This is a genomic window from Flavobacterium solisilvae, from assembly GCF_012911605.1.
Taxonomy (GTDB): Bacteria; Bacteroidota; Bacteroidia; order Flavobacteriales; family Flavobacteriaceae; genus Flavobacterium; species Flavobacterium solisilvae.
The window spans coordinates 115,739-131,028 of sequence record NZ_JAAMPT010000205.1 but is presented as its reverse complement, the minus strand read 5'-3'; the positions used below and the strand labels follow the sequence as shown (position 1 = coordinate 131,028).

The 15,290-nt window shown below is 33.2% G+C and carries 16 protein-coding genes; 12 read left to right on the top strand and 4 right to left on the bottom strand.

The features are described 5' to 3' along the window. Nucleotides 1–38: 38 nt before the first annotated feature. Complete coding sequence (locus G6042_RS07375) at nucleotides 39–1,016, bottom strand: pyruvate dehydrogenase complex E1 component subunit beta (protein ID WP_169523662.1); 978 nt, start codon at nucleotides 1,014–1,016, stop codon at nucleotides 39–41. Nucleotides 1,017–1,257: 241 nt separating this feature from the next. On the opposite strand from G6042_RS07375, the gene G6042_RS07370 reads away from it, so the two are divergent. The 5 genes from G6042_RS07370 (at nucleotide 1,258) to G6042_RS07350 (ending at nucleotide 5,838) form a co-directional block, all read left to right on the top strand. Beyond that, nucleotides 1,258–2,004: an electron transfer flavoprotein subunit beta/FixA family protein gene (locus G6042_RS07370; RefSeq protein ID WP_169523661.1), complete on the top strand. Its 747-nt coding sequence runs from the start codon at nucleotides 1,258–1,260 to the stop codon at nucleotides 2,002–2,004. 81 nt (nucleotides 2,005–2,085) lie between these two features. Continuing rightward, complete coding sequence (locus G6042_RS07365) at nucleotides 2,086–3,054, top strand: electron transfer flavoprotein subunit alpha/FixB family protein (protein ID WP_169523660.1); 969 nt, start codon at nucleotides 2,086–2,088, stop codon at nucleotides 3,052–3,054. Nucleotides 3,055–3,330: 276 nt separating this feature from the next. Then, nucleotides 3,331–3,957, top strand: a complete 627-nt coding sequence (locus G6042_RS07360; RefSeq protein ID WP_169523659.1) for a bifunctional nuclease family protein — start codon at nucleotides 3,331–3,333, stop codon at nucleotides 3,955–3,957. 91 nt (nucleotides 3,958–4,048) lie between these two features. Continuing rightward, complete coding sequence (locus tag G6042_RS07355; protein WP_169523658.1) at nucleotides 4,049–4,873, top strand: thymidylate synthase; 825 nt, start codon at nucleotides 4,049–4,051, stop codon at nucleotides 4,871–4,873. Nucleotides 4,874–4,875: 2 nt separating this feature from the next. Next, nucleotides 4,876–5,838, top strand: a complete 963-nt coding sequence (locus G6042_RS07350) for an endo alpha-1,4 polygalactosaminidase (RefSeq protein ID WP_169523657.1) — start codon at nucleotides 4,876–4,878, stop codon at nucleotides 5,836–5,838. A gap of 55 nt (nucleotides 5,839–5,893) precedes the next feature. Here the strand turns inward: G6042_RS07350 and G6042_RS07345 are convergent, their stop codons facing one another. Continuing rightward, nucleotides 5,894–6,190 carry an isoamylase early set domain-containing protein gene (locus G6042_RS07345; RefSeq protein WP_169523656.1) on the bottom strand — a complete coding sequence of 99 codons (297 nt, stop codon included), beginning with the start codon at nucleotides 6,188–6,190 and terminating at the stop codon, nucleotides 5,894–5,896. A 237-nt stretch (nucleotides 6,191–6,427) separates the two neighbouring features. On the opposite strand from G6042_RS07345, the gene G6042_RS07340 reads away from it, so the two are divergent. The 4 genes from G6042_RS07340 to porT are packed head-to-tail and all read left to right on the top strand — an operon-like array spanning nucleotide 6,428 to nucleotide 8,737. Then, on the top strand, nucleotides 6,428–6,766 hold the full coding sequence (locus G6042_RS07340; protein ID WP_169523655.1) for a 2TM domain-containing protein: 339 nt from the start codon (nucleotides 6,428–6,430) through the stop codon (nucleotides 6,764–6,766). Beyond that, complete coding sequence (locus G6042_RS07335; protein WP_169523654.1) at nucleotides 6,763–7,248, top strand: dihydrofolate reductase; 486 nt, start codon at nucleotides 6,763–6,765, stop codon at nucleotides 7,246–7,248. Before G6042_RS07340 ends, G6042_RS07335 begins: the two co-directional genes overlap by 4 nt. Nucleotides 7,249–7,280: 32 nt before the next feature. Then, the gene (gene ubiE, locus G6042_RS07330; protein ID WP_169523653.1) at nucleotides 7,281–8,012 is read left to right on the top strand and encodes a bifunctional demethylmenaquinone methyltransferase/2-methoxy-6-polyprenyl-1,4-benzoquinol methylase UbiE; all 732 of its coding nucleotides are present in this window, start codon (nucleotides 7,281–7,283) and stop codon (nucleotides 8,010–8,012) included. A gap of 20 nt (nucleotides 8,013–8,032) precedes the next feature. Further along, nucleotides 8,033–8,737: a type IX secretion/gliding motility protein PorT/SprT gene (gene porT, locus G6042_RS07325; protein WP_169523652.1), complete on the top strand. Its 705-nt coding sequence runs from the start codon at nucleotides 8,033–8,035 to the stop codon at nucleotides 8,735–8,737. Between the two features lie 5 nt (nucleotides 8,738–8,742). Here porT and G6042_RS07320 read toward each other — a convergent pair whose 3' ends face one another. Then, nucleotides 8,743–9,471 carry a TrmH family RNA methyltransferase gene (locus tag G6042_RS07320; protein WP_169523651.1) on the bottom strand — a complete coding sequence of 243 codons (729 nt, stop codon included), beginning with the start codon at nucleotides 9,469–9,471 and terminating at the stop codon, nucleotides 8,743–8,745. A gap of 35 nt (nucleotides 9,472–9,506) precedes the next feature. Here G6042_RS07320 and tamL point away from each other — a divergent pair, with 35 nt between their 5' ends. The 3 genes from tamL (at nucleotide 9,507) to accD (ending at nucleotide 14,126) form a co-directional block, all read left to right on the top strand. Beyond that, the gene (tamL, locus tag G6042_RS07315) at nucleotides 9,507–12,059 is read left to right on the top strand and encodes a translocation and assembly module lipoprotein TamL (RefSeq protein WP_169523650.1); all 2,553 of its coding nucleotides are present in this window, start codon (nucleotides 9,507–9,509) and stop codon (nucleotides 12,057–12,059) included. 63 nt (nucleotides 12,060–12,122) lie between these two features. Next, a complete protein-coding gene (gene fbaA / locus G6042_RS07310) occupies nucleotides 12,123–13,190 on the top strand; it encodes a class II fructose-bisphosphate aldolase (protein ID WP_169523649.1) in 1,068 nt (355 codons plus the stop codon). Nucleotides 13,191–13,271: 81 nt separating this feature from the next. Continuing rightward, a complete protein-coding gene (accD, locus tag G6042_RS07305; RefSeq protein WP_169523648.1) occupies nucleotides 13,272–14,126 on the top strand; it encodes an acetyl-CoA carboxylase, carboxyltransferase subunit beta in 855 nt (284 codons plus the stop codon). 66 nt (nucleotides 14,127–14,192) lie between these two features. Here the strand turns inward: accD and G6042_RS07300 are convergent, their stop codons facing one another. Beyond that, nucleotides 14,193–15,236 carry an NAD(P)/FAD-dependent oxidoreductase gene (locus G6042_RS07300; RefSeq protein WP_169523647.1) on the bottom strand — a complete coding sequence of 348 codons (1,044 nt, stop codon included), beginning with the start codon at nucleotides 15,234–15,236 and terminating at the stop codon, nucleotides 14,193–14,195. Between the last annotated feature and the right edge of the window lie 54 nt (nucleotides 15,237–15,290).

Here is a 15,290-nt window from a genome sequence, read left to right as displayed (position 1 = left end):
CCACGCTAAGCGTGGTTTCAAATATAGTAAGTTTCTTATTATCTATACATAACTTTTTTTACTGCTTTTACCACATCATTTGAATTAGGCAACCATTCTTTTAATAAAGTTGGCGAATATGGTGCTGGCGTATCAGCTGTAGTGATTCTTTGAATTGGCGCATCAAGATAATCAAACGCTCTTTCTTGAACCATATACGTAATTTCTGAAGCTACAGAAGCAAATGGCCAAGCTTCTTCAAGAACTACTAAACGGTTTGTTTTTTTAACAGAATTGATAATCGCATCATAATCCATTGGACGAACCGTTCTCAAATCGATAATTTCACATGAAATTCCTTCTTTTGCTAGTTCTTCAGCAGCTGTTAAAGCTTCTTTAATGATTTTCCCAAAAGAAACAATAGTTACATCAGTTCCTTCTCTTTTAACATCAGCAACTCCTAGTGGAATTGTGTAATCACCTTCTGGAACTTCACCTTTGTCACCATACATTTGTTCTGATTCCATGAAAATAACTGGATCGTTATCACGAATGGCAGCTTTCAACAAACCTTTTGCATCATAAGGAGTTGATGGAACAACTACTTTCAAACCTGGTGTATTGGCAAACCAGTTTTCAAAAGCTTGTGAATGCGTTGCACCTAATTGTCCCGCAGAAGCTGTTGGTCCACGAAAAACCATTGGCATTGGGAATTGTCCAGCCGACATTTGACGCATTTTTGCAGCATTATTGATGATTTGATCGATTCCAACTAATGAAAAGTTAAACGTCATATATTCAACAATTGGACGACAACCGTTCATAGCAGAACCAACTGCAATACCAGCAAATCCAAGCTCAGCAATTGGCGTATCGATAACTCTTTTTGGACCAAATTCGTCCAACATTCCTTTGGAGGCTTTGTAAGCACCGTTGTATTCGGCAACTTCTTCTCCCATTAAATATACTGATTCATCGCGACGCATTTCTTCACTCATCGCTTCGGCAATTGCTTCTCTAAATTGTATCGTTCTCATATAATGATTATATTACTGTCTGTAAATTTTGAAACGCAAAAATAAAAATTAAAAGTGATAAAAAAACAAATTAAACTATAATTAATACAGCACATTTCAAGACTTTACTCTGAAATTATCTGAAACCAATTTTCAATCCTTTACGAAATCGATTGAAAATTGAAAAAATAGTATGCAAGCATATAAAAATTAGAAATATATTTTATACTTTTACGGACAGAAATTTTTTAATCAAAAATATATGAAAATATTAGTTTGTATTAGTCACGTGCCTGATACTACCTCAAAAATCAATTTTGTTAACGGCGATTCTGAATTCGATACCAATGGCGTTCAGTATGTTATCAATCCAAATGACGAATTTGGTCTAACAAGAGCGATTTGGTTTCAAGAACAACAAGGTGCAAATGTAACTGTGGTAAATGTTGGTGGCGCTGATACTGAACCAACTTTGAGAAAAGCATTAGCTATTGGTGCAAACGAAGCTATTCGTGTAAACGCTGAGGCAACCGATGGTTTTTTTGTTGCAAAACAATTAGCCGAAGTAGTAAAAAATGGCGGATATGATTTAGTTATCTGTGGAAAAGAATCATTAGACTACAATGGCGGAATGGTTCCAGGAATGCTGGCAGCTTTATTAAACTACAACTTTGTAAATTCTTGTACCGAGTTAACTGTTGATGGTTCAACAGCAAAAGCTTCAAGAGAAATCGATGGTGGAAAAGAAACCATTTCGGCTTCACTTCCATTAGTAATTGGTGGTCAAAAAGGTTTAGTAGAAGAAAAAGATTTACGTATTCCAAACATGCGTGGAATTATGACGGCAAGAACAAAAGCGTTAACCGTTCTTGAACCAGTTGGAGCAAACGTAAACACAAAAGCAGTAAAATTTGAAAAACCAGCTCCAAAATCGGCAGTAAAATTATTTGCCGCAGACGATTTAGACGGATTAGTAAATGCATTACACAACGAAGCAAAAGTTATCTAACAACCAGATTGCTGATTAAAGATTTTTGAATGCTGATTGCAAAAAAAATCTAAAATCTAAAATCTAAAATCTAAAATTATTATGTCATTATTAATATATGCAGAATCAGCAGAAGGAAAATTCAAAAAAGTAGCTTTTGAATTAGCTTCTTATGCAAAAAAAATTGCCGATTCACTAGGAACAACAGTAACCGCAGTAACCGTTAACGCAGGAAATTCATCTGAATTAGCAAACTATGGCGTTTCAAAAGTACTAAAAGTTACCAACGACAAATTGAACAACTTCAACGCAAAAGCATATGCTGATGTTATCAAACAAGCTGCTCAAAAAGAAGGTTCAAAAATAATAGTATTATCATCAACAACCGATAGTTTATACCTTGCACCACTTGTTGCCGTAGGTTTAGACGCAGGATTTGCTTCAAACGTAGTTGGATTACCACTTTCAACATCGCCATTTCAAGTAAAAAGAAACGCATTTTCAAACAAAGCGTTCAATATTACCGAAATTTCAACCGATGTAAAAGTACTATCAATCGGTAAAAACTCATTCGGATTAGTAGAAAGCTCAACTTCATTATCCGAAGAAGATTTCGCTCCATCATTAAACGATGCCGATTTCTCAGTAAAAGTAGAATCAGTAGAAAAAACAACCGGAAAAGTAACTATTGCCGATGCAGATATCGTAGTTTCTGGCGGTCGCGGATTAAAAGGTCCAGAAAATTGGGGAATGCTAGAAGAATTAGCAACCGTTCTTGGCGCTGCAACCGCATGTTCAAAACCAGTTTCCGACTTAGGTTGGCGTCCACACAGCGAACACGTTGGACAAACCGGAAAACCAGTAGCAACTAATTTATACATTGCCGTTGGAATTTCTGGAGCAATTCAACACATCGCCGGAATCAACTCATCCAAAGTAAAAGTTGTCATCAATACCGATGCCGAAGCACCATTTTTCAAAGTTGCCGATTACGGAATCGTTGGCGATGCCTTTGACATTCTACCAAAATTAACTCAAAAATTAAAAGAATTCAAAGCAAACAACAGCTAGAAAATAAAACTAACTCAAACCCGAAAACTATCTGAAAAAACATTTTTTTAGGTAGTTTTTTTATTTTTAAAAGCGAAAAGTTTTTGTTACTTTGCATTCCATTTTCCTGCTATCCGTTGCAATCTTTCTTTTTTAGCAAAAAAGAAAGGATTTCCACTGCTATCAGGGCTAAAAGACAAACTGTATTGAATAAAAATCAGTTTTCAAAAAAAACAATCTGAACAAAACATAAAATTTGAGGATGAGATTGCTTCGTTCCTCGCAATGACGAAATTAATGAGTTTAGTAAAACTAACCATAAAAGGAATATCATACAGTCAAACGCAAAACGGTGCGTATGCTTTAATATTAAATGAAGTTGACGGCGAAAGAAAACTACCAATCGTTATTGGCGCATTCGAAGCACAATCAATCGCCATTGCATTAGAAAAAGAAATCAAACCGCCAAGACCATTGACGCACGATTTATTCAAAAGCTTTGCCGACCGTTTTGACATTGTGGTAAAACAAGTCATCATTCACAAATTAGTTGACGGTGTTTTTTACTCAAGTATCATTTGCGAAAGAGACAAAATAGAAGAAATCATTGATGCCCGAACTTCTGATGCTATTGCATTAGCATTGCGATTCAACGCACCAATTTTTACCTATAAAAACATTCTGGATAAAGCCGGAATTTACCTAAACAATCCAACAGAACTAGAAAATCCTAGCGACGATGATGATGGCGTTCTTTCAACACCAGAAACATTTGGATTAGACAGCGAAGGAAAAGAACCAAGCGAAGGTTATTCAAAATTAAGTCTATCAGAATTGCACGCTCAACTAGAATCAGCAGTTCAAGACGAAGATTATGAAAAAGCAGCAAGAATAAGAGACGAAATTTCAAAACGAGAATCATAAACGGTTTGAATGTTTCGGGTTACGGGTTACGAGTTAGAAACCCGCTACAAAAACTCGAAACTCGAAACTCGCAACTTTTAAACCTAAGAAAATGAAACAATACCACGATTTAGTAAAGCACGTTTTAGAAAACGGAACTCAAAAAGGCGACCGAACTGGAACTGGAACCAAAAGTGTTTTTGGCTACCAAATGCGTTTTGATTTAGCCGAAGGTTTTCCAATGGTTACCACGAAAAAACTACATTTAAAATCAATCATTTACGAACTATTATGGTTTTTAAATGGCGATACTAATATTGGTTATCTAAAAGAAAATGGCGTTAAAATTTGGGACGAATGGGCTGACGAAAACGGCGATTTAGGTCCAGTTTATGGTCATCAATGGAGAAATTGGAACAGCGAAGAAATCGACCAAATTAGCGAATTAATAGATACGCTAAAAAATAATCCAAATAGTAGACGAATGTTAGTTTCCGCTTGGAATCCATCAGTTCTTCCTGATACGTCAAAATCATTTGCAGAAAATGTTGCTAATGGAAAAGCAGCTTTGCCTCCATGTCACGCTTTCTTCCAGTTTTATGTAGCCGACGGAAAATTATCTTGTCAGTTATATCAACGAAGTGCTGATATTTTTCTTGGCGTTCCATTCAACATCGCTTCTTATGCTTTGTTTACTATGATGATTGCTCAAGTTTGTGATTTACAAGTTGGCGAATTCATTCACACTTTTGGCGATGCACATATTTATAACAATCATTTTGAACAAGTAGAATTACAATTGTCTCGCGAACCAAGACCATTGCCAAAAATGATTTTAAATCCTGAAGTAAAAAACATTTTCGACTTCAAATTTGAAGATTTCACCTTAGTTGATTATGATCCGCATCCGCATATTAAAGGTCAAGTAGCCGTTTAGTTATGAAAAAAATTGTTTTTTTGGTTATTGGATTGGCAACAATTTTTGTACTTACTTGTAATTCGAGTAGTATAAAACAAGCTGTTGTTAGCCAAAAGGATTCTCCAAAAAAAATGCAAGATTTCGTCATTAACATTTCAAAATACACTCGAAAATTTGACACTAATTTTATAATTATTCCTCAAAACGGAGAAGAATTAGCTTATACTAATGGCGATATTAGTAAAAAACCAAACGAAAATTATTTGAATGCCATTGATGGATTTGGGATTGAAGAACTTTTTTATAACGAAACCTTTAAACCAAACGAATACCGAATTGGCATTTTACAAAAACTAAAAGACCAAAAAACCATTCTGGTTTCTGAGTTTGTGAACGATTCATCCTTTGTGAAAGATGCTCAAAATAAAAATGAAAAAGAAGGTTTTATAAGTTTTATTAGAACCAAAGAAAACTACCATTATTCGATAATTCCCGAGAAAATACATCACGAGAACAACAACGATATTTCATCCTTAAAAGAAGTGAAAAACTTTCTTTACCTGATAAACAACAGTAATTATTACAGTAAGTCAAAATTTCTAGAAGCCATTTCAAATACAAATTATGATTTGATTTTCATTGATTTATACCACAACGGTGTTATTTTTAAAAAGGAAGAAATCGAAAAATTGAAACAAAAGAAAAACGGCGGAAAGCGACTTGTAGTATGCTACATGAATATTGGCGCAGCCGAAAAATACAGAAACTACTGGAAACGCGATTGGACATTAGGAAATCCATCGTGGTTGAAGAAAAAATACGATGGTTATGACAATGAGTTCTGGGTAGAATATTGGAACAAAGATTGGCAAAAAATCATTTATGGCAATGACGATTCTTATGCTAAAAAAATAATTGATGCCGGTTTTGATGGTGTTTATCTCGACAATATTGAAGCCTATTATTTCTTATATAATGACTAAAAAAAAAATCCGTTGCAACAAACAAACAACGGATTTTTCACTAAACCAATAAAACTTATACAGTAACCACACTGTTTTCAGAACCAGCAAAGTCATTATAAACATAACTGTCTGCTTCTGGATCGTTGATGTAAGCACCATCAACTAAATATTTGAATTCATATGTAGAATCTTTTGGCACTTCGAAAAGTCCTTTAAAAGTTCCATTTTTTAATTTTGACAATTCACCTTCTTTTGGATTCCAATTATTAAAATCACCAACAACTGCTGCAAACTTTGCATCTTTCGCTTCAATAGAAAAGGTAACTTTGCATACTGGTTTTGTTTTTATAAATTGTTTTTTGATAGACATAACTAATTCATTTATAGATTACTGAAGCAAAGAAACATCATTTTTTCATACGTTCAACAACGTATTTAATTTTTACCAAATTGTTAAAAACCAAGGCTTTTAAAAAGAAAATTATCAAAATATGAGTAAATATATTTTTGATACCACATTAAGAAATCGTTTTCTTAATAAAATATCTTAAATTGAAATTTTTCTATTTTAAAAATATATTCTATATTTATTGCACAATTTTGACTTATGGATAGAGATCAACACGAAATTTATGAATATGCTAAAGAAAGAATTAAGCAAAAAAAACGCTTGTATTTTCATTTTATACTTTTATTCTTAGGTAGTATTTTTTTATTCATCGCTAATAATTGGCTGTCATTTTATCCCGAAAAAAATTGGTGGATTTGGGCAGTTACCATATGGATTTTCCTTTTTGTGCTTCACGGAATTAAAGTTTTTATCACTGACAGCTTTATGAACAAAAACTGGGAAAGAGCTCAAATTGACAAACTAATGTTGAAACAAACCAAAAAAATTGAACAACTAAAAAATGATTTAGAAAATTCTAAATCAACCACAACATGATTATAGCCATTGCAGCCATTGGGATGAACAACGAATTAGGAAAAGACAACCAACTAATTTGGCATTTACCCAATGATTTTAAACGATTTAAAACCTTAACAACTGGTCATTACATCATCATGGGAAGAAAAACTTTTGAAAGTTTTCCAAAACCATTACCCAACAGAACACATGTAATCATCACACGACAAAAAAATTACACCGCAGAAAACTGCATCGTTGTGGATAGTTTGAAAAAAGCTATTGCTGTTTGTCCAAAAGACGAAGATGTTTATGTAATTGGTGGTGGCGAAATTTACAATCAATCAATCGATTTTGCCGATAAATTAGAAATCACCAAAGTGTTTCATTCGTTTGAAGCCGATACTTTTTTCCCCGAAATTGATATTACAAAATGGAAATTAGTTTCAGAAGAATTTCATGCAAAAGACGAAAAACACGCTTATGACTTTTGTTTTCAAACCTATGTTTCCAAGCAATAAAATAATGCGCTATATTTGTCAAAAATTGTAAAATGTCAAAAAATATAACTCCATACAAAGATTCATCGCTAGGAAAAAAAGAACAAGTTACCCAAATGTTTGACACTATTTCGGGTAATTATGACGATTTAAATCGAGTAATTTCACTTGGAATTGATGTAAAATGGAGAAAAAAAGTAGTTGCTCTTGTTGCTGAAAAAAATCCTGAAAACATTCTCGATATTGCTACTGGAACTGGTGATTTAGCTATTTTAATGACAAAAACTTCGGCAAAAAAAATTGTTGGACTTGATCTTTCTGTTGGAATGCTTGAAGTTGGAAAGAAAAAAATAGCTACTCAAAACCTTTCAGATAAAATAGAAATGGTGGTTGGCGATAGCGAAAACATTCCGTTTCCTGACAATTATTTTGATGCCATTACCGTTTCGTTTGGTATTCGAAATTTTGAAACTTTAGAAAAAGGTTTGGCCGAAATTTATCGTGTATTAAAACCTGGTGGTGTTTTTGTTATTCTCGAAACTTCAGTTCCAACTAAATTTCCTTTTAAGCAAGGTTATTCATTTTATACCAAAATGATATTGCCTTTGATTGGAAAAATCTTTTCAAAAGATAAAAATGCTTATGGTTATCTTTCCACTTCGGCGGCAAATTTTCCTTTTGGCGAAAAACTGAACAATATTTTGAGAAAAGTTTCGTTTATAGATTGTGTAGCTTTGCCACAAACATTTGGAGTTGCTACAATTTACACAGCAACAAAAAAATAATTTTTGAAGATTTTCTCTAAATGAAAAGACTATTCTGCATACTATTTCTACTGATAACATCTCAAATCTTTGCACAATTTGGGCAAAGTCTTTTTTCAAAAGATCCTATCATCAACCTTGAAAACTTTGATAGACAACGTGTTCATTGGGGTTATTTTCTTGGATTTAGTAGTTTTGATTTTAAAACCGATTATAAAACCGTTGGAAACGATATTAACGTTAAAGGTCAAACCGGTTTTAATGTTGGTTTGGTTGGAAATCTTCGTTTGCATGAATATATCGATTTACGTTTTGAACCAGGATTATATTATGCTTCAAGAACGTTAACCTATTCTGGTTTTACAAATGATAGAGATGCTATTCGAGAGGTTAAAGCAACCTATATTAATTTCCCTTTACTACTAAAATTTTCTTCGCTAAGAACTGGAAATGTTCGTCCATATTTGGTTGGCGGCGTTTCTACCACTTTAAACCTTTCGAGTAATTCAAAATCTGACGATGATAATTACCAACAACGATTTAGAGTAAAACCTTGGACACAAAACTATGAAATTGGTTTTGGAATTGATTTATACTTTGAATATTTCAAATTTTCACCATCAATTCGAGGCGTTTTCGGATTTAATGATGAATTAATTCGCGATAACAATCCTGATAGTCCTTGGACTGGAAATGTTGAATCGATGAAAACCAGAGCAGTTTTAATCAATTTTACTTTTCATTAAAATCATTATAATCGTCGACAAAATTCACTCAGTATAATTGCTGTTGCCGTTGCTACATTTAAACTTTCGGTTTTTTGTAATTTACCAAAACGCGGAATGGCTATTCTATTAGTAACCAATTTTTCTATTTCGGCTGAAATTCCGTTAGCTTCGTTTCCAAAGATAATTATTCCATCATTTGGTAAATCTTCGGAATAGATGTTATTTCCATCCATAAAAGTACCAAAAATGGGTAAACTACTATTGGAAATAAATTCTTGAATATCCAAATACTGAATATTTACACGAGCAAGCGAACCCATTGTTGCCTGAACTACTTTTGGATTAAAAACATCAACCGTTTCCTTTGAACAAATCATTTGCTCAATGCCAAACCAATCACACAAACGGATTATCGTTCCTAAATTTCCTGGATCACGAATATCGTCGAGCGCCACAATTAATCCTTGGTTGGAAATTTTTGTTTCTTTTGGCATTTGAAAAACAGCTAAACAACTGCTTGGCGATGACAAAGCCGTAATTTTTTTCATTTCGGCTTCGGTTACAACCGTTTTATTATTGACCGAAAACGAATTAAAAACTTCCTCAGTTGCAAATAAATCTTCTAGCACAAAATTTGATTGTAATAATTCTTGAATTACTTTTACACCTTCGGCAATGAAAAGTTGATTTTCTAACCGATATTTTTTCAGTTGAAGACTAGTTATCCATTTAATTTGGTTTTTGCTAACCATAAATAGTTTATTTTTGAATTAAATTTTTGCAACCTTTGAAACTTTTCAGCACAAAAATATCATTTATTATTCTATTAGCCTTCATTTTTGTTGGATGTAACTCTACAAAAAAAGTTCCCAACGGAAGAAAACTACTCACGAACAACACTATTCTTGTTGACGAAAAAAAAGACAAGAACGAAGATGTTCTCAATCAGTTGTATCAAAAACAAAATACAGCTTTGCTTGGTTATCCGCTTCGATTGAATATTTACAACCTTGCCAAAGAAAAAACCGATTCCATTTATAGAGCAAAATACATCAACAATCCAAAAAAATATGCTCGAAAAGCCAAATGGTTATCTCGAAAACAAGTTAAACGTCTTGGGCAATCATTTTGGTACAGCGGAATTCATAATTTTTTAAAGAAAACTGGCGAAGCTCCAATTATTCTTGACACTTCGAGCACAAAACGTTCAGCAAAAAGACTGAATTCCTATTTTAAAAACAAAGGTTATTTTGATGCCAAAACCGATTTTAAAATTGACAGCATCGCACCAAAAAAAGTAAAAATAAACTATAACGTTACCAAAGGTAAACCGTATATTCTCGACTCAATCTATGCTACTATTCCAAGTAAACCGCTTGATTCTATATACCAATCAAGAAAAAAGAATTCCTTAATTTTCAAAGGACAACAATTTGATACCAATATTTTTGAAGAAGAAAGCAAACGAATCACCGAAGATTTTAGAAATAATGGCGCATTTTATTTTCAAAAAAACTATGTAAATTTTGTAATCGATACGCTAAACAATAAAAAACACCGTCCAAACATCAATATTAGTATTGAAGACCAAAGAGTTAGAACGGAAGACAGTGTTACTTCTATTGGTTTTAAACTTTACAAAATCAACAAAGTAAATATTTATACCGATCATAACACTGCAAATCCTAACGCAAAAATCACCGATAGCACTACATATAACGACTTTACTTTATACAGTGTTGAAAAACTAAAATACAAACCAAAATCGTTGACGAATGGAGTTTTTGTAAACAAAGGAAACTATTTCTCCGATTTTAGAACTGCTGTAACCTCAAAATATTTGAGTAATTTAAAAGTTTTCAACTATCCGTTAATTCAATATGTTCCAGACAAAAATGACGAAAACGGATTGATTGCCAATATCTTTTTAACCCCAAGAAAAAAATATACATTTGGTTTTTCTACCGATTTTACGCATTCCAATATTCAAGATTTTGGTATTTCGGGAAATACTTCATTAACCATTCGAAACGTTTTTAATGGTGCCGAAACTTTTGACATTGGTTTTAGAGGAAATATTGGTTCGTCACGCGACATGGCAAATCCTAATAATAATTTCTTCAACATCTCCGAAATTGGTATCGATTCCCGACTTAATTTTCCGCGTTTGCTGTTGCCGTTTAATACCGATAAAATCATTCCAAAAACGATGATACCTTATACGACATTCAGCGTTGGTTATGCTAAACAACGAAATGTAGGTTTGGATAAACAAAACTTTACCAGTTCACTTTCCTATAATTGGACTCCAAAAAGAAACACCACTTTCAAACTGGATTTAATTAATATTCAGTTTGTTAAAAACTTAAATCCGTCTAATTATTTCAATATTTATCGCTCGTCTTACAATGCTTTGAACAATATTTCCGAAAATTATCCTGTAAATCCAAGTTTACTAAATGAAGATGGAAATCTAATCATTGAAGAAGGTGTTTTAGGTTTTTACAATCAGGTTTTTGATGCCGGAAATCCTTTAGGAGTTACAGCATCCGATGCAAAATCGGTTTTGAGTATCCTAGAAAGACAAGCGCGTTTAACGGAAAACAACCTAATCTTTGCCTCTAATATTGCTTATTCAAAAACATCAAAAATCGATTTAACCGATAATGATTTCTATGTTTTTAAAGCAAAATTCGAGTCGGCTGGAAATTTACTTTCTTTAATTGCTCGCGCTTCAAAACAACTTCAAAATCAAGGTGGTTCAAATACTATTTTTGATGTAGAATTTTCACAATATCTAAAAACCGAATTCGAGTATATCAAACATTGGAGTTTATTCAAACGAAGCGTTTTTGCAACCCGAACCTTCTTTGGCATCGCCATTCCTTATGGAAATTCTGATGATATTCCTTTCTCCCGAAGTTATTTTGGTGGCGGTTCAAATGACAATCGCGCTTGGCAATCTTATAGTCTTGGTCCTGGAGCTAGCGGTAGCGTTCTCGATTTTAACGAAGCCAATATGAAAATTGCTTTAAGTGCAGAATATCGCTTTAATATTTTTCAAAAACTAAACGGCGCTCTATTCTCTGATGTGGGTAATATTTGGAATGTTTTAGATAATACCATTGCTGAAGAAGCTATCTTCGAAGGTTTCAAATCACTGAAAAACATTGCCGTTGGTACTGGTTTCGGGTTCAGGTACGATTTCAACTTCTTCATCGTTAGAATTGACATGGGTTTCAAGACCTACAATCCTGCTCGTCCTGAAAACCAAAGATGGCTAAAAGAGATGCGCTTTGACAAATCTGTTTTAAATATCGGGATAAATTATCCATTCTAAAATTAGAAATTATTATTTTTGTAACCCATTAATTAAAAATTAACTTTTAAACAACACATAACAATGGCTCATAATATCAAACCTGGAGTTGCAACTGGCGACCAAGTGCAAGAAATTTTCAACTATGCAAAACAAAAAGGCTTTGCCCTTCCAGCTGTAAACGTTATAGGTTCTAGCACCATTAATGGCGTTTTAGAAACTGCTGCAAAATTAAATGCACCAGTTATTATTCAATTTTCTAATGGTGGCGCAGCTTACAATGCTGGAAAAGGTCTTTCAAACGAAGGTCAAAAAGCAGCTATTCTTGGTGGAATTGCTGGAGCAAAACACGTTCATACTTTGGCAGAAGCTTATGGTGCAACCGTAATTCTTCACACTGACCACTGTGCAAAAAATCTTTTACCATGGATTGATGGTTTATTAGATGCTTCTGAAAAACATTTTGCCGAAACAGGAAAGCCGTTATTTTCTTCGCACATGATTGATTTATCAGAAGAACCAATTGAAGAAAACATCGAAATCTGTAAAGAATATTTAGCTCGAATGAGTAAAATGGGTATGACACTTGAAATCGAATTGGGAATTACAGGTGGCGAAGAAGATGGCGTTGATAACTCAGATGTTGACAGTTCAAAATTATATACGCAACCAGAAGAAGTAGCTTATGCTTATGAAGAACTTATGAAAGTTTCTCCAAAATTCAGTATCGCTGCAGCTTTTGGAAACGTTCACGGAGTTTACAAACCAGGAAACGTAAAATTAACTCCAAAAATCTTGAAAAACTCTCAAGATTATGTTCAAAATAAATTCAATACTGGTCACAATCCAGTTGATTTTGTTTTCCACGGTGGTTCTGGTTCAACTTTAGAAGAAATTAGAGAAGCAATTGGTTATGGAGTAATCAAAATGAACATTGATACCGACTTACAATTTGCTTTCACAGAAGGAATTCGCGATTATATGACTTCAAAAATTGAGTATTTAAAAACTCAAATTGGAAGTCCAGATGGAGCAGATTCTCCAAACAAAAAACACTATGATCCAAGAAAATGGATACGCGAAGGCGAAATGACTTTCAACAAAAGATTAGAACAAGCATTTGCTGACTTAAATAACGTTAATACATTATAATAATTTAGAATTTAGAGTTTAGAATTTAGAACTTCGTTTTTTATTCTAAACTCTATTTTCTTACTTCTAACTTCAAGAATTATGGCTTGGTTTAAAAGAAAAGAAAAAGGTATTACTACCGCAACCGAAGATAAGAAAGATGTTCCAAAAGGACTTTGGTATAAATCTCCAACAGGAAAAATTATTGATACCGATGAACTAGCACGAAACCTTTGGGTTAGTCCAGAAGATGATTTTCATGTTAGAATCGGTAGTAAAGAATACTTCGAAATCTTGTTTGACAACAATGAATTCAAAGAATTAGACGCAAAAATGACTTCAAAAGATCCACTAAATTTTGTGGATACAAAAAAATATTCCGACCGTTTAAAAGATGTTATCAGCAAAACTGGTTTGAATGATGCTGTTAGAACTGGTGTTGGAAAATCAAAAGGAAAAGATTTAGTCGTTTGCTGTATGGATTTTGCTTTCATTGGAGGTTCAATGGGTGCAGTTGTTGGAGAAAAAATCTCACGTGGAATTGATTACTCTATCAAAAACAATATTCCTTTTGTAATGATTTCAAAATCAGGTGGAGCGAGAATGATGGAAGCAGCATTATCATTAATGCAGTTGGCAAAAACTTCGGCAAAATTAGCTCAACTAGCCGAAGCAAAAATTCCATACATTTCATTGTGTACTGATCCAACCACTGGTGGAACAACGGCTTCTTATGCAATGCTTGGTGATATTAATATTTCTGAACCTGGTGCTTTGATTGGTTTTGCTGGACCAAGAGTTGTTCGCGATACCACAGGAAAAGATTTACCAGAAGGTTTCCAAACCGCAGAATTCGTTCTTGAACACGGTTTCCTTGACTTTATTGCTCATAGAAAAGAACTGAAAAACAAAATCAATTTATACATCGATTTAATTTTAAATCAAGAAATTAGATAAACCACTATAAATTCCAATACACTAAAAAACACAAAGCGATGGCTTTGTGTTTTTTTTATTTTGAAACTATCTAAGATTATATCGTTTTATATCAATCGTCTTATCCAAAGGTTTATTACATTCAATATAATCGAATAAATCTTTTGCCATAGCTGGAGCAAGCATTACGCCACGAGTTCCTAGTCCATTCAAAACATAGAGATTTTTATGTTTAGGATGTAAACCAAGTAATGGTCTTCTATCGTTTACCGTTGGACGAACACCTGCAAAATGCTCAACTATTTCAAAATCACAATTGACGATTTCCTTTATTCTTTCAACTAATTCTTGTTTTCCTTCAACGGTTGGCAAATCGGTTTTATCTTTCCAATTATAAGTTGCACCAACTTTAAACAAATCATTTCCCAAAGGCAAAATAAATACACTCGTATTGATGATCACATCAATTTTCAAATCGGGTGCTTTAATGATAAATAATTCGCCTTTGGTTCCATCTAATGGTAAATAATTAAAAAATGGATTAGAATGCATCCCAAAACCTTCAGCAAAGACAATTTTTTTTGCTTTTAGGTTGTCATATTGAATATAATCTTCAAAGAATTCAATGGTTTTATAATTAAACGTTTCTTTTCTTAAACTATTTATTTGCTCTAAATACTTGTGATATACATCCAAGAGCAAAGCCGTATCAACATAACCTGTTTGTAACACTTCACCATAACCAAAAGGCGATTCAATTCCGGGATAGTTATTCTTTATGATTTCCGTTGAAAGAAAAGGCGAAAGATTTGGTTTATCAGCAGCAATGAACCAATTATTTTGTTCCTCTACAGAAAAGAATTTCCTATAGATTGGTGTTCTAAAATCTACTTTTACATTTAATTTAGTTTCAATTTTAGCATAAAAATCAAAAGCCAAAACAAGTTGCTGTTTAGCATTCCAGACTTCGCTAAATCGTTTTAAAATAACTGGATTATATAAACCGCCAGCAATTCGAGTAGATTTTTGAGATTGATTTTCGAAAAACACAAAACTCTTATTATTTTCTAAAAGCATTTCGGCAAAAGCAATTCCAGCCAAACCTGAACCAACAATAATATAATCTAGCATAATTTATAAACTAAAAAAACTCTCATCGATTTGATGAGAGTTTTATATTTTTAA